This window comes from Cylindrospermum sp. FACHB-282, assembly GCF_014697195.1.
GTDB lineage: Bacteria > Cyanobacteriota > Cyanobacteriia > Cyanobacteriales > Nostocaceae > Cylindrospermum.
The window spans coordinates 47,370-68,286 of record NZ_JACJRJ010000027.1; the positions used below are offsets into that span (position 1 = coordinate 47,370).

Sequence of the window (20,917 nt, forward strand, 5' to 3'; positions counted from 1 at the left end):
GCCTTTGCGTGAGATTTCTTTAACTTACCCCAACCACCTAGCAGCATCTTTTGCATGGTAGGTCAAAATCAAATCAGCACCAGCACGCTTAAAGCCAGTTAAAGTTTCCAAAACTATGCGCTGTTCATCAACCCAGCCGTTGAGGGCTGCGGCTTTCACCATTGAATACTCGCCAGAAACATTGTAAGCAGCTACTGGTAAATTACTCGCTTCCTTCACACGCCAGATAATATCCATGTATGCCAAAGCCGGCTTAACCATGAGCATATCAGCGCCTTCAGCGATATCTAATTCAATTTCTTTGATAGCTTCGCGGGCGTTACCTGGGTCCATTTGGTAAGTGCGTCTGTCGCCAAATTGCGGTGTCGAGTCAGCTGCATCTCTAAATGGGCCGTAATAAGCTGAAGCGTATTTAGCAGCATAGGACATAATCGGCGTATCTTCAAATCCCGCCGCATCCAAACCCTGACGAATTGCTTGGACAAAGCCATCCATCATTCCCGAAGGTGCAATGATATCAGCACCGGCTTGTGCTTGAGAAACTGCTGTTTTCTTGAGTAATTCTAAAGTGGGGTCATTTAAAACCCGTCCGGTTAAATCACCAACTTGTAGATAACCACAATGACCGTGGCTAGTATACTCACACAAACAAGTATCAGCAACTACAATTAAATCAGGAATGGCTGCTTTTACGGCTGTTGCTGCTTTTTGGACAATACCACAATCATGCCAAGCACCAGTAGCATCTATATCTTTCTCCGCAGGAATTCCAAAAAGAATAATAGCGGGAATTCCTAAGTCATAAACTTCTTTGGCTTCTTCAACAATTTTATCTACCGAAAGTTGGTAAACTCCCGGCATAGATTTGACTTCATTGGCTATTCCCTCGCCCGGTACAGCAAACAATGGGTAAATTAAATCACTTGTTGTTAAAACAGTTTCACGAACCATCCGACGTAATTGGGGATGGGTACGCAGACGGCGGGGGCGATGAGTTGGAAACATAAAGTTTTATCAAGAAAAACAACGCGATGGACACAAAACAAAGCGTCACAAAAGCAAGGTTTTGCCTTGTGACCTTCAGACACACTACAAACAGTGCTTAACTGTCTTTTGCCCTGCTGTTGATGAAGCTGTGGGGCAATTTTGTATTTTACAGCTTGGTTGACATCTCGCCAACGGACAGTTGAAAAAACGATCTTAAAATTCTATCCAATTAATTAGGGAAATTGAGTAATAGGGCATACCTGATTGGTGAAAAGCCTAATTACTAATTACCATAATTTGTGCTACAAGACACGGAAAATAAATGGATAACGGAAGGGTTGATCTGGATTGCTAAAAACATGGGTAAGTGCCCAAATAGTTAGTCCCCAGTGCAGTAGATACCCTAAACCTGCTAGTGGTAGCAAGACTACTAGTGGTAAAAGTAACCAACCAGTTAGAAACAACAGCGCTCCCAGAATCCCTCCATATAACCATACATTAAAGTGGAAGTTGATAGATTCTTTGGCATTGCTTTTAACTACAGGATCATCGGATACGAATAGTATGGCAATGGGTAAACCTACAGAGACAACCGCAGTACTAAAAAAAATGGCTCCATGACATAGAGCAGATAATAACTTTCGCTTGTCTGAGTCGTACATTCTTTTCTCCTATTATTTCAAATGGTTAGTGATATTACGACCCTATCACGAGCCTCCTTGTCTTAAGATTAAAAGACTCGCTAGAGTAGTAAAAAATTACGTTAAGTTAATTTACAAGCGAACAAATACACTGATGACAACCGAACTTGAGTCTGAATTGCTGCAAGCAGTTGAACTGCGCCGCAACTTTGCGATTATTTCTCACCCTGATGCTGGTAAAACGACACTTACTGAAAAGCTACTGTTATACGGAGGTGCAATTCACGAAGCTGGGGCGGTGAAGGCGCGACGGGCCCAGCGCAAAGCTACTTCTGACTGGATGGCAATGGAACAACAACGGGGTATTTCCATTACTTCTACGGTGTTGCAGTTTGCATACCGGAACTGTCAGATAAATTTGCTCGATACTCCTGGACACCAAGATTTCAGTGAAGATACTTATCGCACCCTAGCCGCCGCAGATAATGCGGTGATGCTGATTGATGTAGCCAAAGGTTTGGAACCGCAAACTCGCAAACTGTTTGAAGTGTGCAAATTGCGGGGTATCCCCATCTTTACTTTTATCAATAAACTCGACCGTCCGGGAAGGGAACCACTGGATCTCTTGGACGAGATTGAGCAAGAATTGGGTTTGCAGACCTATGCAGTCAACTGGCCGATTGGGATGGGCGATCGCTTTAAAGGTGTGTTTGACCGTCATAAACAACAAATTCACCTGTTTGAACGTAGCGCCCACGGTAGCCGGGAAGCCAAGGATACAATAATCGATTTAGGTGATGCCAAAATTGAAGAACTCCTAGAAGAAGACCTTTACCACCAACTGAAAAATGATTTAGAACTGTTGGAAGGAGCGGGGTCGGAACTAGATTTAGAATTGGTGCATCAAGGAAAAATGACGCCTGTGTTCTTTGGTAGTGCCATGACTAACTTTGGGGTGGAGTTATTCCTCAAGTACTTCTTGGACTATGCCCTGAAACCTGGTAATCACAATAGTAGCGTTGGTGAAGTTGCCCCTACCTACCCGGATTTTTCTGGGTTTGTTTTCAAACTGCAAGCTAATATGGACCCGAAGCATCGCGATCGCGTCGCATTTATCCGGGTCTGTACGGGAAAGTTTGAAAAAGATATGACAGTGAATCACGCCCGCACTGGCAAAGTCGTCCGTCTGTCTCGTCCGCAAAAACTTTTTGCTCAAGAACGGGAATCGATTGATGTAGCTTATCCCGGCGATGTGATCGGTTTGAACAATCCTGGCGTTTTCGCGATAGGCGATACAATTTATACAGGACAAAAGCTAGAATATGAGGGGATTCCTTATTTCTCGCCAGAACTGTTTGCTACCCTGAGAAACCCCAACCCCTCGAAGTTTAAGCAATTTCAAAAAGGTATTGCTGAATTACGAGAAGAGGGTGCTGTGCAAATTATGCACTCAGTTGATGAAGCCAAGCGCGATCCAATTTTGGCGGCGGTGGGTCAGTTGCAATTCGAGGTGGTGCAGTTTCGCTTACAAAATGAGTACGGCGTGGAAACCTTGCTAGAAGTATTGCCCTATAGTGTCGCCCGTTGGGTTGATGGCGGATGGTCCGCTTTAAATAAAGTGGGACGTTTATTTAACACCACTACAGTCAAAGACAACATGGGACGCCCGGTGTTGCTATTCCGGAATGAATGGAATTGCCAACAGTTAGCGGGAGATCATCCAGAGTTGAAATTAAGCGCCATCGCCCCAGTATTTTCCGGTCAACAACCTGTGGAGGGATAATTCACTCGTTAGAAACCCCATGGGGATGCACTTTGATTATCAGGGTAGCTGAAGAACGCACTTTTGGACAAACGTGAATCAGTTAGAAGAAATTGGAGTGCCAGAATTTGTATGCCTTCATATACCGAACCATCTTTGGAGGCTGGATTAGTTGCCCTCAAGCAGGGAAATTACCACACAGCAATTAAACACCTAGAACCTCTTGCCAGCAGCCCAGGCAATGGTAATGCTAGCTTACAAGCCCAGGTTGGTTTAGTGATGGCTTATGCCCGCAGTGGCGGAGTTCCCAAGGCGATCGCCCTGTGTGAGCATCTAATTGAGAGTAATAATCCGCAAGTTCAAGAGTGGGCAACACGCGCTCTTGAACATTTGACGAAACAAAAAAAACGTGATATATTACTAACCTCAAAAAATGCAACTGGATTTGTTGCCTTTGATAATTCCAGCTTAGATTCTCCCCCAGTCGCTGCTGCACCACAACAGCAGCTAAAACAAACAGCATTAGAAACTAATACGGCTAATTCCCCGCCTCTACCAGCTAGTCACTTCCCAGGCACATTAGAAGCACCTGCTGCGCCTTTAAGTGGTTTGATTGGCTCTGTAAACAACACACAAAGCGAACGATTCAGCCGTTATTGGCGACAAGCAAAACGCGCCAAAGTATGGCAACCCCTGGGTAAGCCGAACTTAATCCCCTCGCGGCTGCTGGCAGTAGGTACATTCATGGCCTTGTTCTGGATGTTGCGAGAAATAGTCAAGTTAGCAATGGGCATAATCAATCAGATTTTAGTCCAACTCCCTTTCTTGGAGCCATTGCAGCTTTTATACTATGACCCGACAACGGCATTAATACTCGTATTAGTCTTACTAATTGCAGTTTCTCCCTGGTTGCTAGATAGGCTACTGGCAGACTTTTATAGTCAGCGACAGTTAACTAAAGAGGTCTTGCATACCTACAGTCGCGAAGCAGTCCGGGTGTTACAACGTACTAGCCAACAGAAACGCTGTCCATTACCCAAACTACGGATTTTGCCAATAGCCGCACCAATGATCCTCACCTATGGCAATCTACCTCGCACTGCCAGAATAGTCGTCAGTCAGGGGCTGTTAGAGCAACTGGCGGATAATGAAATCGCCACTATCTACGCCCTGGGAATAGGGCAGATTGGGCGCTGGGATTTGCCTGTGATGTCCCTGGTGTTACTGGTGACACTGCCGATTTACAGCTTATATCGGCAAGGGTCTGTGTGGGGAAACAACATCAAACAGGGAATTTGGCGCTGGCCGTTCACAGTTCTCGCTAGTTTTGCCTATGGAATTTGGTGTTTACTGACTGGTACTGCTTTGCTTAACTCCCGGTTGCGGCTTTACCATAGCGATCGCACCGCCGCCGAAATTACTGGGAACCCCAACGGGCTAATTCGCGCTTTACTCAAAATTACTATGGGGATTGCTGGTGATATCGCCAAACTTGAACACACCAGTTGGCAGTTAGAAAGCTTGAATATTCTGATGCCCGTAGGCTATCAACAAAGCCTCTCTTTGGGCAGTATGGCAGGTGATATTTCCTTTGAATCTTTATTGATGTGGGAAAGCTTCAATCCTTATCGCCGATGGTTGACGATCAACAATAGCCACCCCTTAATTGGCGATCGCATCCAAGGTCTTTGCCAAATAGCCCGCCACTGGCATCTAGAAACCGAACTGCATCTGGCAAGCCTTCAGCCCTTAAAAGTTAAGCCTCAGTCCTTCTTATTACAAATTGCTCCCTGGTTGGGAATTCCCCTCGGCTTTGTGTTTGCTGGTCTGATTTGGCTGACTTGGGAATTAGCATTCGCACTCAAGTTGTTAAATTTGAAGTGGATTTATCAAGATTGGTCTTTCGTTACAGGATGCCTGCTGATTGGCTTTAGCATTGGCACAGTTATGCGGATTAATTCTTTTTTTCCTGATATCGTATCCACCAATGTGCAAACTGATGATCAGCTGCCCAACCTATTAGCTAACCCATCTGCCCTGCCGATTGACAGTATTAGCGTGTGTCTTGTCGGTAAACTATTAGGTCGTAGTGGCATTAGCAACTGCCTAGCACAAGACTTAATGCTACAAACAAGCACAGGTTTAGTGAAATTACACCATATTTCTTGGCTAGGGCAGTCAGTCAACCCCCAAGACTGGATTGGGCGACGGATTACAGTTACAGGCTGGTTTCGGCGAGGAGCAACGCCTTGGATCGATATCCAAACCCTACAAACTCAAAATGGGAAAACTATTCATAGCCTTCATCCCATTTGGTCTACCATTTTGGCCGTTGCTGCACAGGCTTGGGGCGCTTACATTTTCCTGACGGGTTAGTTAGTTAGTAGTCACTCAATGCCGGGATTTTGGATTTGTTCCCCACCAGAAAAGTCTAAACTTGTCCTGGTCGGTCGAAAAGAAATCACAACTGGCAAAGCCAAATGTAAACAAAAGTTGCAGTTTCTTTTCTAAGATGTTACATTTATTTACACAATCAACAGCAGCTAACTTAACTCAACGTCATAACTTGGTTATTGGTCTAGCTAATGGCGCTAACCCATACCCTTTAATCTTCCCAACACAGCAGCAAATCAACCAGCCACTGGCTGGTTTTTGTTTCCATTATCTGCTCTTGCTAAAAAAAATGTGTTTTATGCTACGATGCGATCATACTAACGCCAAAAACCTAGGCGTTAAACTAGCTATGTAGAAAATACCGTGACAATGTTAGGAATGGTATTCTATTCTGCGGGCAAGGGCTGAGAAGAATTCCTTTACTGTGGCGGGCAGTAGGCTGCTAAAATTACAATTCCTAGAATTAAGGTGGTATTGGCTGAGCGTAGAGTGCGCTTTTGTATTAAACAAGCTTGATCCCAACGAAAAACTGTATTGTATAGGTTGACAGTTTGGATTAAAAGAATTGGTTTATGGCAGTGTTGGTCAATAGCATCTATTTAAAAGCCAAAGCCAAGTTATTGTTTTCAGGCCAAAACAAGTTCATTTCAACTCTGGAGGTATAGTTCATGTCCGTTCGCCTATATATAGGCAATTTGCCAAAAGAAGAAATAGATCGTCAAGAGTTGCAAGCAGTTTTTGCAGCAGAGGGCGAAGCTGTCACCACTAAACTAATTAAAGACCGGAAAACTGGCAAGTGCCGTGGTTTCGGTTTTCTCACGGTGAACAACGACGAACAAGCAGATCAAATTATCGAAAAGTATAATGGTCAATTGTTCAAAGACACGCCGATTAAGCTAGAGAAGGCATTACCTCGTACAAAAGGCGAGGAAGGCGAGGAGCAAGCCCCGAAAGTGGCTAGTCATGCCAGTGTTACCCCTACTCCTAGCACCAACAAAGAAAGCAGCCGTCGCGAAAAAGGCTCCAAGAAGCCCCGACGTGGTGGCGGTGCGCGTGAAACTACTCCTGCTGGTGATTCAGATGCTATTCGTCCAGATCCCCGTTGGGCTTCTGAATTAGAAAAGCTAAAGCAGATGCTAGCCGCACAAGCTACAAATTGATCCCTAAGGGAGAAAGATTAAAAATTAAAAATCAGAATAATTTTTGATTTTTAATTTTTAATTGTCAATTATTCCTTAGCTCCTTAGTTTAATGGTGGGAAGAAGTTTGTCAAAAACCTCGATAACCTCCCTCAACATTGGCGTAATTATGTGCTGAAAACTTTTCCCTTGAGAAAGGTGCAAAAACAGGAAAAAATCCTAGCCCCTCCAGTCAAAATCCCGTGTAAAAGGGTGCAACTGAGGGGGTTTTGCATTTCTACCTCAGATAAGAATGCTGCATCCATCGGGTTGCTTGCTGGTGACTTGCGGTTTCATTAAAGTTATCCGAAATCTATTCGTTAAATGGCTAAACTCGGTGCGCAGCGCGGCATCACCCAATATCTTGTGTGAAAACGAGATTATATAGCAGAAGGCAATAGGCAAAAGTAAAACCCTCGGTTAACCAATGTAAACCATAGCTTTAAGAAATTAATCGGGTTTGGCTAAACCTATTTGCTCTTAGCAGTCAGCATCATCAACCTTATATGCAGCCTGGAAAATTATCTTAATATTTAGCAATATAAATTATTAATACTGTTATTTCCGTATTTTTTATAAAAATGTATTGTAATTAACAAAAAGCTTACAGCTTTTAATAATAGTATAAGTTAATACATTTTACTCAACCAGATGGTTGTCTAAATAAATTTTCTTGATCACAGGATTGTTTTTGATAATTTACATTATCTAGTTCACTCTTAATTAGCGTTAAATTTCTGATTCAGTAGCATAATTTAAAGTACTCAAATTAAATAAAGTATTTTAAATTTGCTATGACGCTGGAGTGTTTATACAGCAGTATTTAATCACGTTATGAATTCATATACGTGGCAGATTTTATTGGCATAAACAACACAAATAGATAGATGGATATTTATCTAAAGTATTAGATATGAATATAGGGATTTATATATAAATAAATTAAATACAAATAAATAGTTAAACAGCTTAGTTTCAGTAGCAAATATATAGAATTCTTTGACATAATTAAATTAAAATAAAGATTCATCAAAGTTCACTACATTATTCAGGTAAGCGTGCTACCCGCAAACTTGGAACCGCCTGCTACCTTGTTAAAATCAGCAACACACAAACCATGAACTCTACCACTGAAAAACGCATCGCCTTAATTTCAGTCCACGGAGACCCAGCGATTGAAATAGGGAAAGAAGAAGCTGGAGGACAAAATGTTTACGTCCGCCAAGTGGGTGAATCACTAGCCCTGCTAGGATGGAAAGTTGATATGTTTAGCCGCAAAGTGAGTGCTGACCAAGAAACGATTGTTCAACATAGCCGCAATTGTCGAACAATTCGTTTAACGGCTGGCCCGGTGGAGTTTGTACCACGGGACAATGGTTTTAAGTATTTGCCAGAATTTGTAGAGCAGTTGCTCAAATTCCAAAGAGTGAACGGAATCACATATCCCTTGGTTCACTCTAACTACTGGCTATCTAGCTGGGTAGGGATGCAATTAAAGGCAATTCAAGGTAGTAAACAGGTTCACACTTACCACTCTTTAGGAGCCGTCAAGTATAACACGATAGATAATATTCCCCTAGTTGCTAATCAGCGTTTAGCTGTGGAAAAACAAGTGTTGGAAACAGCGGAGAGAATCATTGCTACCAGTCCGCAAGAAAAGCAACATATGCGATCGCTTGTTTCTTCTAAAGGTGAAGTTGACATTATTCCCTGCGGTACAGATATTCGGCGGTACGGTTCAGTTGAACCACAAGCGGCAAGGGCCCAGTTAGGAATTGACCCAGAAGCCAAAGTTGTGTTGTACGTAGGGCGTTTTGACCGACGTAAAGGTATAGAAACCTTGGTACGAGCAGTGCGCGAGTCTAAGTTACATGGATCGCAAAAAGTGCAGCTAATTATTGGTGGTGGTAGTACTCCAGGTAACAGCGACGGCAGAGAACGCGATCGCATTGAGCAAATTGTCAACGAATTGGGAATGAGTGAATTTACCACCTTTCCCGGTCAGCTTAGTCAGGAAATTCTGCCAGCTTATTACGCCGCGGCTGATGTTTGTGTCGTTCCCAGCCACTACGAACCCTTTGGACTGGTGGCAATCGAAGCAATGGCAAGTGGCACACCAGTAGTAGCCAGTGATGTCGGCGGACTTCAGTTTACTGTTGTTCATGAAAAAACTGGTTTATTAGTACCACCACAAGACGTAGCCGCTTTTAGTACCGCCATTGACCGAATTCTGATTAATCCAGAATGGCTTAACGAATTGGGTAAAGCTGGCAGAAAGTGTGTCATCAACAAGTTTAGTTGGGATGGTGTAGCACAACGCCTTGATGAGTTATACACTCAACTGTTGGAGCAACCAGTTAAAGAACCCGCTTTGCTGACTACATAGAAGCTCTCTGAGCCTATTTGAGTAGTCGTCAGACCTAAGCTCATCCTTGGGAAAAACCTGTCCAAAATTGGCGGTTCCAACGCAAGGAAGGCAGCTTTTACAATCTCGTTCTCACCCAAGATATTGGGTGATGCCGCCAAAAAGCCGCGAGTTGACCCATCTAACGAGTAGATTTTGGATAAGGAACCGCCAATGAAAGGATAACTTTAATGAAACCCCCCAACTAAAACGTGGGGGATTTTACACTGTCAGTATTATGTTGGTTTTTATTTACGCATTTATGCGTAATTTTTTTGAATTTTGAACAATGACTATCTAATTTTTACGATTAATTTAAGTAATATTACTAGTTTGATTTAAAAGATTTACTCATTTTAAAATTGCCATAAAAAGAGCATATTGTTTATTTAAAGCTCCTAAAACAGTGCCTTTAACTTGGTATCATCTAGTTTATTGATTTTTAACAATAAATTATGACTCTGCTTTTATAGAAGTACACAAGCCAGTGTAAATCACTTTTGGTTTTAGGATTGGTCACCTTGGGGTTATTTATAGCTCCTGAACAGGCGAAAGCATTTACACTTACTAGTTCATAGTTGCTTGAATCTGCTTGGCTAAAAATAGCTGAGAACAAGTCAAATCAATAGTGCAGTAGTAACCGTTAGAATTATTCTGAGGCAAATCGGAGCATCTAACGGTTTTGTTGTTGGCTGATAGCCTTGATAGAAAAACTATACTATTGTGATGAATCGTTTTGCAACCAGTTGACTTTACTACTCTGACCGCAACTTGTAGCGAACTACGCGCTAACTGGCTACCCTCGCGAACAGAGCAGGTTTACCAGCGCGATCGCTATACTATTGCAGTGGCATTACGTACCCTACAAACAAGGGTTTGGCTAGATATTTGCTGGCATCCCCAAGCTGCACATATTTGTATTGGCGAACCGCCACCACGCCTACAAGATACTTTTACCTTTAGCCAACAACTAGTACACCAGTTGGGTGGTTTAGCCCTGGTGGCAATTGAAGCGATCGCACCGTGGGAGCGTGTTGTTGATTTGCAATTTGCCCGTCGGCCTGGAGACAGCGCCCTATATCACTTGTATGTAGAAGTCATGGGCAAATATAGCAACGCCATCCTCACCGACGCCAACAATTTAATTATCACCGCCGCCCATCAAGTTAGTCAGCAGCAATCCAGCGTCCGTCCCATCCAAACCGGACAGCCTTATGAAATACCACCGAAACTCACAGGCCCCATCCCCAGTTTGAGCGAATCCCCAGAACGTTGGCAAGAACGGGTAAGTTTAGTCCCAGGAGCCATCAAAAAGCAGTTGCTGAAAAGTTATCGCGGTTTGAGTGCGGCACTGTTAGATTCAATGTTACTAGCAGCAAATTTAGCACCAGAAACAACCACCGATACCCTCACTCCGGAGGACTGGCAAAGGCTATTTGAGCGCTGGCAAGAATGGCTACAAGCTTTAGAAATTGGTAAATTTCAACCTGCTTGGACTAAAGACGGATACACTGTGATGGGTTGGGGCGCAATTGCTACCACCAAAGATATCCAAGAATTACTTAACCGCTACTATACAGATCAGATAAATCAACAGTTATTTTCTCAAGTTCGCCATCAGCTGAGTCAGAAATTGCAGAATATTCTGGCAAAATTACGGCAGAAAAGGCAAACCTTTGCCGATCGCTTGCAGCAGTCAGATCAAGCGGATCAATGGAAGCAAAAAGCTGATTTGTTAATGGCTAACTTGCACAACTGGGAACCGGGAATGAAAGAAATTATCCTCCCAGACTTTGATAGTGGTAAGCCTGTGGCGATCGCACTCCTACCAGATAAAAACGCCGTCCAAAATGCTCAAAAGCTTTACAAACAGCACCAAAAGCTAAAACGTGCGCGCATTGCTGTTGAACCGCTATTTCTGGAGGTGCAAGCAGAAGTTGAGTATTTAGAGCAAGTGGAAGCTGCGATCGCCCAAATAGATCACTACCAAACCACAGAAGATTTACAAGCCCTCGAAGAAATCCGCGACGAGCTAATTGGGCAAAAATATCTAGAAGACCCAGAATATCGCCACCGCAGTGCCACCGAAAGCGCCAGTACCAACTTTCATCGTTACCGCACCCCCAGCGGCTTTGAAGTCTTAATCGGTCGCAACAATCGCCAGAATGACCACTTAACATTTCGTGTCGCTGGGGATTATGACCTGTGGTTTCACGCCCAAGAAATTCCCGGAAGCCATTTACTACTGCGTCTCGAACCCGGTGCAGTCCCCGAAGAAGCTGATTTGCAATTTGTGGCCAATCTCACCGCCTACTTCAGTCGCGCCCGCCAAAGTGAGCAAGTACCAGTAGTTTACACTCAGCCCAAGCACGTCTACAAGCCCAAAGGAGCCAAACCCGGAATTGCCATTTACAAGCAAGAAACCATCCTTTGGGGACAACCGCAATCAGTCATTAGTCATTAGTCATTAGTCATTAGTCATTAGTCATTAGTCATTAGTCATTAGTCATTAGTCATTAGTCATTGGTCATTGGTCATTGGGGATTAGTGATTCTTCTCCGACTGACCACATCCCCCGGCAGAGAGAAACTTCCAATCTAAATGAATATCTTTTTTGTTGGATATTCACGAAAAAACTGTGTTGACTGTTACAATCTTGTTAAGAAAAGTTGCCCGTTGCATTTTGGGAACGCGCAATTTGGTTTTAACTCTATTGAGAAGACAACGCGAAAAACACTTTTAAAGGCTAGCTGTGGGAGGCTGGTCTTTTTTTTGAGCTAGCACACTTTTTCCTCGCTGGTCTGAGACAAGCTTCCCTACTGGAGTTTAGCTAACTCCGTGAGAATGCTCCCGCCATAATCTCTGATTTGGCGGTGAGATGAATCACGGGTGAAGAAAGATACATCCCCCGACGATAGCTGACTAAAAGTCAGCAAGGGAGATTAGTGTAAAATAATACACTTTAATAATAAAAGTCTTGAGTGGAGTAATTTATCTAATTTCTATTATTTCTACCAAAAAATACCCTAAAATCGACGATATTTAGCTCATTGCCTAAATTCTCTCAGTGTCAGCAACACTCATAAAAGTCTTTTTCTCATCTTTAAAATAAATCTTGAAAAATATTTTTTTTGTAAAAAATCATACTAATGGCTGCAAAAATGCCAGTCTAAGTGTCAAAGTAAGGTATAGAAAGAAAATCACAAGTTAAAAAAGTCATGTTTGCTCTCGAAAAAATTTCATTAGCTTTAGTTGGAACTACATTTTTTTTAATTAGTGCTAACCCTGCTAGCGCTATTACCCTAGTTAACGGAAGTTCAACTCCTACACCCAATGGGATCATCTCCAATCAGTCAGGAGCTATTACAATTGACTTTAACAATGGTGTAGCACCAACTACTGGATTTGCAAAATACTCTTCTCCTGTTGGTACTCCTACGGTAGTTTCAGGCAACGTCAGCGGGCAATATGCTAACCCATTTGGTGATACCAGCAAGTACCTGACAATTTCTCCTACCACAAGCGTTGGTGTCCCTGGTAACACTGGTTCTGTGAGTATTCTTTTTGATAAAGCACTTGATTACTTTGGCTTGCACTGGGGTTCAGTGGATACATATAATTCCATTGAATTCTATAGCGGCGGTAGTTTGTTGCAATCTTTTACTGGCAGCAATGTCCCTGGCACTACTGCTAGTGGGAATCAAACTAGTCCTCAGGACAATGTTTTTGTTAATTTCTTCGCAGATGCGGGACAGACCTTTGACAAGGTAGTCCTGAAATCAACTTCAAATGCGTTTGAAACTGATAACCATGCCTATAGAGTAGCTGTTCCTGAACCTGGTTCTATATTGGGTTTATTAGCCTTCGGTGCTTTGGGTGCTGGCACATTTGCAAAACGGAAATTCAAGACAGTCTAAATAACAGCACAAGCTTGGAATTGCAAAGATTTCAGACTAATTCTGGCTCAAGTTAGCATTAGGCTAAAAGTAGAATTAAATTGACAATCTAGATTTAAAATATCCAACCCAGGAAAGATGCTGGGTTTTTATTTTTATTTTGATCTTTTACCAAACAGGGAAGACGCAAAGTTGTTCTTCGCGTCTTCGTCTGAGACTTTAAGTATTAGAAACTGAATGTAGTTCTCAGCGCACCAATCACAACATTGTCATTGTCATTGTTATGATCTGGCGCAGTCAGCCAGATAATTCCTGGGGTAATGGTGATATTGTCACTTACCTTGTATTGGTAAAACGCCTCAACGTGATAAGAAGTATCCTGATCTTCGCTCAATCCTGTGACGTTAGAACTTGTTACCTTAGGTTCCATCCCAACGATGATACCTGCCAAGTTACCTTTTTTACCAAGGTCGGGGAAGCCAAGGGTAACGGCATAGTTCCAAATGTCTACATCTCCACGGTTCCCTGTCAAAATGCGGCTGTTGGTATATCCAGCCCAACCACCCAAGACAAATTTATCACTAACACCGATGGATGCTTGGAGACCGTAGGAATTGCTGGAAAATGCTTCATTGGTGATATCTGTGGTTGCAGCATTGCTACCTGTGAGTAGCGGCTGTTTGTAAGAATTGATGTATGTTAAACCTACAGCAATGCGATCGCTTGGTTTCACAGTCAACTGTGCCAAAGCACCGTAACCACCATCAAACAACCCATTCTTAGGGGCAGGGTTATTAGCCACACCAGGAGCAGCTAAATACGCTAAACTGAGTGACACATTCCGGCTAAAGTATTGGTTTACGGCCAACCCGGCACCAGATATCTGGTTATAAATTGGGTTTCGTGTCCCAAAGGTAGACAAAGCACCAAAGCCGCCATCACCATCAAAGATATTCACCGTACTAGTAACATCATCTGGTGCACCTGCATTGGCAATCAATTTTACTTGAGTTGCTTTACCAAGAGGGAATGCATAATACAGTAAATCGATAAAAGCATCGTTAGTACCATCTGTACCGGCGAAGAACAGGTTTCCTTCTCTTGTGTTGATGTCAGGGCTGAGAATATTATTAGTTTGGATTCTGGTGAAAAGAGTATCTTGCCCCGTGAAGCTACTCACCAGTTCAATACGTGCTCGCGCCCCAAGTGTTGTATTCTTGTCTGTGATGTTTGTACCAACCTTATCACCTGACAAAACATCGCTGATGACTGTGACAACTTGCCCTTGCAGTTTGGTAGTGGTAGAAAATTGATTTGCTTCTAACTCAGACGTTTTAGCTTCGAGTGCATCCACACGACCGCGTAAGGTTGCCAGTTCTGCGGAAAATTCCTCTTGCAGCTTTTGCAATGTGGTTAAGTCTTCTTTTGTCACCAAGTCGGCTGTACCAGTGGCAATGAGTTCATTAACCCGATCTAGACAAGCATTCAAACCAGCAGCAAACTCATATCGCGTCAACGCCCGATTACCGCGATAAGTGCCATTGGGGTAGCCTGCAATACAACCGTAACGCTCTACCAACGATTGTAAAGCTTGGAAAGCCCAGTCTGTGGCTTGTACATCCGACAACTGAGACACTGAGGTAACTTGTGACATTACCTGTTCTTGACTAATATTTTCAACTTGGGCATCTGTATTCGTCATAACTAGCGGTTCACTAGTTTCTGATATAGCTGGTGTTTCCCCTGCGAATGCAGCAGCACTCACAAATAGCATTGCACCACAAATTGCCGGACTAGCCAGCAGAGATTTCCATAATTTTGACATTTTTCCTCACCCCTGATTTAAAGTTCACAACCTAACAGCGCTTTTTTGAAAGCACATTTTATTAAAAAACAATCTCAGCAATTCTATTAAGAATTTGTATTCTAATTAACAAAATAAGTCAAGATGTCCTCATTACTTCAACTTACCTCAAAAAAATCTGTCGTTATTGTTACACAGAATTATGGGTACTATTGTTGTATGAGAATGATAATTATTATAATATATATGCTGGTAATAGAAATTTTAACTGCGATTTAGCCAGCATCCTTGAGGAGGGGAAAAACTGTGATTTGTAATCCCATAAGATTTAGTGTATATGGACAACGAAGCGGTAACGGCATCCTGACGCTAATTACTTTGCTCCTGTTGTCAATCACTTTTGGTTGTAAAGAATCAAACAATATTCAGGGAATAAATACGGAAATATCAACCCCAGCACAGGAGGCTGCATCTACTCCAGCAGGGCAAAAAACTAAAGTAGTGACGACGTTTTTGCCAGTGTATTTGTTTACCAAAGCGGTAGCTGGGGATGTAGCGGATGTAGAAATTTTGGTTCCACCGGGTACAGAGGTACATGATTACCAAGGGACACCGGAGAATGTAAAAGCGATCGCCACCGCAAATGTACTGGTAAAAAATGGTTTGGGGTTGGAGAAATTTCTCGAAGCCACGGTCAAAAATGCCCAAAATCCTAAATTGGCAGAAATTAATGCCAGTAAGGGTATTAAAACTTTAAATCAAATTTCAACCGTTGACAAAACAGCAACAGCGGAAACAGACCACGATCACGACCATGCAGATGGAAATCCTCACGTTTGGCTTGATCCAGTTTTAGCAAAACAGCAAGTAGTCAATATTAGAGATGGCTTAATTGCCGCAGATCCAGAAAATAAAGCAACTTATCAAACTAATTCTGCGGCTTATATCAAAGAATTAGAAAGTTTAAATAATCAATTTCAACAGACTTTGCAAAAAACTCCCAATTGCACCTTTGTGACATTTCATGATGCATTTCCTTACTTAGCCCAACGCTATAATCTTAAGCAAGTTGCCGTGGTGGAAATCCCCGAAGATCAACTTTCACCAACCGACGTGCAAAATGCTGTTAATGCAGTTAAGAAATACAAAGTTAAAGCCTTATTTAGTGAACCCGGTATAGATAATAAATTGCTGAAAAGTCTCTCCCAAGACTTGAATTTAAATTTGCAGACCCTGGATTCTCTGGAAACTGGCAAGACAGATACACAGTATTATTTCCAGGCGATGAAAACTAATTTACAAACTTTAGCCTCAGGGTGTAAGTAGTTTTTTTATTGTTTATATTCAGGGAATTCCCGTTAACCAATAATCTTCCCAATTTTAGATTTGGGATTTTGGATGAAGCGGCAAGACCAAATCTAAAATTTGATGACTGATTACTAAATACCAATGACATTACCAATTTTAAAAGTAGATGGTTTAACTGTATATCAAGGCAGTTATCTAGCTGTTCGGGATATTGCCTTTGAATTGTTGCCAGGGACAGATACAGCTATAGTTGGGCCAAATGGCGCGGGTAAAAGTACCCTGGTAAAAGCCATTTTAGATTTGATTCCTCGCAGTGCTGGTACGGTGGAAATCTTTGGTTTACCCATTAAACGATTGGGACGTAAACGGCATTTATTGGGTTATATGCCGCAAAATTTCATCTTTGACCGTAGCTTTCCCATTTCTGTCAGCGAATTAGTAGGATTGGGATGGGCCAATGAAGGCAAAAGACCAAAGGCTAAAGGCCAAAGGGAGACTTTCTTGCTTCCTAAGCTATGGAGACAAGACCGGGAAAAATCAGCAGCAATAGTTGAAGCTTTACAGCGAACTGATGTTTATCATCTGCGTCATCAAGCTATTGGTACTCTCAGTGGTGGTCAACTCAAGCGGGTGTTGCTGGCTTATTGTTTGGTGACACCTCGCAGACTGTTGATTCTCGATGAAGCTTTTGCTGGGGTTGATGTGCAAGGTACAGCAGATTTTTATGCATTACTAAATCAATTAAAGCGGGAAGAGGGCTGGACGGTGTTGCAAGTTTCTCATGATATTGATATGGTAAGCCGTCATTGCGATCGCGTTCTTTGTCTTAACCAAACTCTCGTTTGCACTGGTAAGCCAGAAATAGCCCTTTCCCCGCAAAACCTCTTAGCAACCTATGGCCCAGGTTTTAGCCGTTACGAACATCACCATTAAGCAATTCAAAATTCAAAAAAGTTCGTAGTCAGGACTTTAGTCCTTCAAATCCTTGGATTGAGGGATAAATCCCTCACTACGAACAAAATTGTCATTTTACACTTAATTATGTTTACCTACTTAGCTATCACTAATAGTCAAGACTTGGTGAGTTTGTTACAATTCCCATTTATGCAACGTGCGATCGCTGGCGCTGTGTTGATGGGAATACTTGGGGGAATACTGGGTAGTTTCGTCACCTTGCGCCAGTTGTCTTTTTTCAGTCATGCTGTTAGTCACGCGGCATTAGTAGGGGTAGTCTTGGGTGTGTTGTTACAGATAAATCCTACTTGGATGCTGTTGCCTTTTACCTTAGTTTTTGGCGTTATTGTCCTCTACTTTATTGACAAAACTGATTTAGCCAGCGATAGCGTTCTCAGTATTGTGCTATCAGGTGCATTAGCCCTCGGTGTGATTCTCACTAGTCTGATTAAAGGATATCGCGGTAACTTAATGGCAGTGTTATTTGGCGATATTCTGGCAATTGATACCACTGATTTGATTTTGACGCTGCTGGTACTATTGGGAAGCAGCATCTTTTTATTATCAACTTTGCGATCGCAAATCTTGTTGACCCTTAACCCCGATGTGGCCCAAGTCCAAGGCGTTCCCGTTCAATTATATCGCTATGGGTTTGTCGTCTTGCTCTCCCTAGCCGTAGCCGTGGCGATTAAAGCCGTTGGCGTTTTATTGGTAAACGCCTTTTTGGTAATTCCCGCTTCCACAGCCAAGCTGATGAGTCATCACTTTAGCTGGTTTCTGATTTTGTCGGTAATTGTTGGTTCAACTAGCAGCATTGCTGGTATGATTGTCTCTGGTATGTTTAACCTAGCATCCGGCCCTAGTATCGTTCTAGTTCAGTTCTTGGTATTTGTGGCTGTTTTCAGTTGGGTGAAGTTAGGGTTAAAAGCAGCTTAAATCTTTTTTCTGCCAACCCCTTGCCAAATCCTTATTTGTTTGCTAATATTAGTAATCGTGGCGAGAATAAAAGCCCGCGCCGGGATAGCTCAGTTGGTAGAGCAGAGGACTGAAAATCCTCGTGTCACCGGTTCAAGTCCGGTTCCTGGCATTTTTAAGAAAATCAGTTACAGCAAAGGCTTCAGCCATTTTCGGCTTATCCAAAGGCTTAGTAGACAAGGTGTTTACTGAGCCTTTGTCTATTAAAACTCTACTAAAGCTCTTGTTCTCGCCACGATTACGTCAAGGAGTCTATTTTATAGCGGGATTTTTTTCATTTTAAGGCTTGACTTTGACTATGAATTGACTATGATTATAGAGTAGAGGAGTAAGCATAGTCAATTAATAAGGATATGACAATGAACGTAGAACATAAATCATCCAAAGGTTCAGTTGGGGTTGAGTCATTCCAAGACAGACTCAGATTACGTTTACCACGTCAACTTTTTGGGGGGAAACAAAAGTATCTAACTTTGGGGATGGCAGATACACCAGAGAATCGCAAGCTGGCTGAGGCTAAAGTTAGACAGATAGAATCAGATATTGCATTTGAACGCTTTGACCCCACATTAGCTAAATATAAACCTCAAAGTCATTTAACCCTGGTTGTACCCATAACAGAAGGTCAGCAACAGCCAACATTGACTGAGTTATGGGATAAGTACACAGCTTATAAGTCTAAAACTGTGAGCATAACCACTATTAATAAGGATTTTAAGAAGACTAGAAACCACATTGCTAGTTTACCAACGCATAAGCTTTCAGAAGCGGTAATAATTAGAGATTTCTTGCTCGATCAACTAACTCCTGATGCAACAAAGCGTGTCTTAACTCAATTAAAAGCCTGTTGTGATTGGGCTATAGATTCTGAGTTTATTCGTAATAACCCATTTGTGGGTATGTCACAAAAGATAAAAGTAGCTGTAAAAGATGAAGATGAAACAATCAACCCATTTAACAGAGGTGAGCAAGAACAGATTATCGCGGCTTTTGAGAGGAATAGATACTACAGTCACTATACAAACTATGTCAGATTTTTGTTTATGACAGGTTGTAGAACCTCTGAGGCCATAGGACTAAATTGGGGTCATATCAATAGTAATCTGACATTAATTACCTTCAGTGAAGCGGTTGTAGAAGGAAATCGTAAAGATACCAAGACTCATGAAAGCCGCAAATTCCCCATTAATCAATCACTCAAAGAGTTTTTACTTACCATTAAACCAAGTAATCCTAATGCAGATACACCAGTTTTTAAAGCTCCTAAAGGTGGTTTAATTGATGCTCACAACTTCCTTAATCGAGCATGGAAAAGCGTGATGTCTGAATTAAATATTCCTTACCGTCCCCAGTACCATACACGGCATACCTTTATCACAAACTGCTTAGAAGCTGGTGTAAGTGTGGTACAGGTTGCAAAATGGGCGGGAAATTCTCCAGAGATAATAATGAAACACTACGCAGGCACTATCAGACACGTTCAAGTACCTGAGTTTTAACACCACTTACGATACAATAACAAGGGATAGAAACAACAATACTATCCCTCTTTTAATACGCTATGCATGGTTGTTCGCCTAATACTGGCATCTCAAAAGTCAGATGTGGTATAGATAAATAATCAACTACATTAATTATATTTGGATTACGCAATCTCAATGTATCAAGGTGGCGAAAGAGTTTATGCAAAGGACTGTGACTTTGTTTTATACTTAATCTGCTAATTGCCACGATGTAAGGTATGTCAGATAAAGATTGGACACAACATAAAACCACTATAGCCATTGCTAACGATGATATTGGAGAATGGCATTTTCTAACGCTTCCATCGTGGGAGGAAGCTAGACAAGCTGTTAATGCTGCTAGAAGTGAAGGTAAAGCGGCTGTTTTCTATGATGGTGATACTCTACCTGTACCACCAGAATTAGCCATACCACCAGAACCCGCAAAATATTGACTATGGTTTGACTATGATTTGACTAAGGATTTAAAATTAAAGTCAAATCTAGAACAAACCCAGGTAAAACCTCTTCTCCAGAAAGTTGCGGGGGGTTATCAACAGAGAAATTTAGAGTTTCCACATCAAGTCCAGTCCGATAGATTTCTACTAAAGGCGTTTGCGGGTCAATTAACCAACCTAAACTTGCACCATTATTTTGATATTCCCGCATTTTGGCGCGTAATTTCTCTAAAGAATCACTTTCAGAACGCAGTTCAATCACAAAATCTGGACATATAGGTGGGAAACGTCGCTTTTCTTCTTGGGTTAAAGCTTCCCAGCGTTCTCGCTTCACCCAAGCCGCATCAGGACAGCGATAAGCACCACTAGGTAATTTAAACTCCGTGGAAGAGTCAAAAACCTTCCCTAGCTTGGTTTTACGATTCCATAAACCAAGGTCGATGTTAATATCTGAGTTCCGAATACCGCTTTCTCCACCTGTTGGAGGCATAATAATTAATTCTCCTTCCTTGGTGAGTTCTAACTGCCAAGGTTCGTTAGCAACGCAGAGTTGATAAAACTGCTCATCTGTTAAACCTACGGCGGGGGGTATGTTGAGGGTGAGGGTTTCCATTATCTGTTTTGCTGAAGGGGATAATTTAATTATGAGCGAAC

The 20,917-nt window shown here is 42.2% G+C and carries 15 protein-coding genes and 1 tRNA gene; 12 read left to right on the plus strand and 4 right to left on the minus strand.

All coding sequences use genetic code 11. From position 1 onward, the window contains the following. Nucleotides 1-24 precede the first annotated feature (24 nt). A complete protein-coding gene (hemB, locus tag H6G32_RS15175; protein ID WP_190459673.1) occupies nt 25-1,005 on the minus strand; it encodes a porphobilinogen synthase in 981 nt (326 codons plus the stop codon). A gap of 284 nt (nt 1,006-1,289) precedes the next feature. After that, the gene (locus H6G32_RS15180; RefSeq protein ID WP_190459674.1) at nt 1,290-1,649 is read right to left on the minus strand and encodes a DUF4870 domain-containing protein; all 360 of its coding nucleotides are present in this window, start codon (nt 1,647-1,649) and stop codon (nt 1,290-1,292) included. A 133-nt stretch (nt 1,650-1,782) separates the two neighbouring features. On the opposite strand from H6G32_RS15180, the gene prfC reads away from it, so the two are divergent. From prfC to H6G32_RS15210, 6 genes are all read left to right on the plus strand, one after another. Continuing rightward, the gene (prfC, locus tag H6G32_RS15185) at nt 1,783-3,411 is read left to right on the plus strand and encodes a peptide chain release factor 3 (RefSeq protein WP_190459677.1); all 1,629 of its coding nucleotides are present in this window, start codon (nt 1,783-1,785) and stop codon (nt 3,409-3,411) included. A 111-nt stretch (nt 3,412-3,522) separates the two neighbouring features. Next, a complete protein-coding gene (locus H6G32_RS15190; protein ID WP_190459678.1) occupies nt 3,523-5,766 on the plus strand; it encodes a M48 family metalloprotease in 2,244 nt (747 codons plus the stop codon). Between the two features lie 686 nt (nt 5,767-6,452). Then, on the plus strand, nt 6,453-6,944 hold the full coding sequence (locus H6G32_RS15195) for an RNA recognition motif domain-containing protein (protein ID WP_190459681.1): 492 nt from the start codon (nt 6,453-6,455) through the stop codon (nt 6,942-6,944). A 1,135-nt stretch (nt 6,945-8,079) separates the two neighbouring features. Next, nucleotides 8,080-9,348, plus strand: coding sequence for a glycosyltransferase family 4 protein (locus tag H6G32_RS15200; protein WP_190459683.1), 1,269 nt, complete (start codon nt 8,080-8,082; stop codon nt 9,346-9,348). 754 nt (nt 9,349-10,102) lie between these two features. After that, a complete protein-coding gene (locus H6G32_RS15205) occupies nt 10,103-11,830 on the plus strand; it encodes an Rqc2 family fibronectin-binding protein (protein WP_190459685.1) in 1,728 nt (575 codons plus the stop codon). 754 nt (nt 11,831-12,584) lie between these two features. Beyond that, nucleotides 12,585-13,283 carry an Npun_F0296 family exosortase-dependent surface protein gene (locus H6G32_RS15210; RefSeq protein ID WP_190459687.1) on the plus strand — a complete coding sequence of 233 codons (699 nt, stop codon included), beginning with the start codon at nt 12,585-12,587 and terminating at the stop codon, nt 13,281-13,283. Between the two features lie 205 nt (nt 13,284-13,488). On the opposite strand, the gene H6G32_RS15215 is transcribed toward H6G32_RS15210, so the two are convergent. Beyond that, nucleotides 13,489-15,087: an iron uptake porin gene (locus H6G32_RS15215; protein WP_190459689.1), complete on the minus strand. Its 1,599-nt coding sequence runs from the start codon at nt 15,085-15,087 to the stop codon at nt 13,489-13,491. A gap of 285 nt (nt 15,088-15,372) precedes the next feature. Here H6G32_RS15215 and H6G32_RS15220 point away from each other — a divergent pair, with 285 nt between their 5' ends. The 6 genes from H6G32_RS15220 to H6G32_RS15245 all read left to right on the plus strand — a co-directional run bounded on the left by H6G32_RS15220 (nt 15,373) and on the right by H6G32_RS15245 (nt 20,260). After that, nucleotides 15,373-16,392: a metal ABC transporter substrate-binding protein gene (locus H6G32_RS15220; RefSeq protein WP_190459691.1), complete on the plus strand. Its 1,020-nt coding sequence runs from the start codon at nt 15,373-15,375 to the stop codon at nt 16,390-16,392. Between the two features lie 123 nt (nt 16,393-16,515). After that, entirely contained in the window at nt 16,516-17,307 is a 792-nt protein-coding gene (locus H6G32_RS15225; protein WP_190459693.1) for a metal ABC transporter ATP-binding protein, read from the plus strand. Nucleotides 17,308-17,415: 108 nt separating this feature from the next. Then, nucleotides 17,416-18,264 (plus strand): metal ABC transporter permease, encoded by an 849-nt coding sequence (locus H6G32_RS15230; RefSeq protein WP_190459695.1) that lies wholly within the window; start codon nt 17,416-17,418, stop codon nt 18,262-18,264. Nucleotides 18,265-18,342: 78 nt separating this feature from the next. Continuing rightward, nucleotides 18,343-18,415, plus strand: a tRNA-Phe gene (locus H6G32_RS15235). Nucleotides 18,416-18,662: 247 nt separating this feature from the next. Beyond that, entirely contained in the window at nt 18,663-19,802 is a 1,140-nt protein-coding gene (locus H6G32_RS15240) for a tyrosine-type recombinase/integrase (protein WP_190459697.1), read from the plus strand. Nucleotides 19,803-20,044: 242 nt separating this feature from the next. Continuing rightward, entirely contained in the window at nt 20,045-20,260 is a 216-nt protein-coding gene (locus H6G32_RS15245; RefSeq protein WP_190459699.1) for a hypothetical protein, read from the plus strand. A 22-nt stretch (nt 20,261-20,282) separates the two neighbouring features. Here the strand turns inward: H6G32_RS15245 and H6G32_RS15250 are convergent, their stop codons facing one another. Beyond that, nucleotides 20,283-20,876, minus strand: coding sequence for a Uma2 family endonuclease (locus H6G32_RS15250; protein WP_190459701.1), 594 nt, complete (start codon nt 20,874-20,876; stop codon nt 20,283-20,285). Nucleotides 20,877-20,917: the final 41 nt, after the last annotated feature.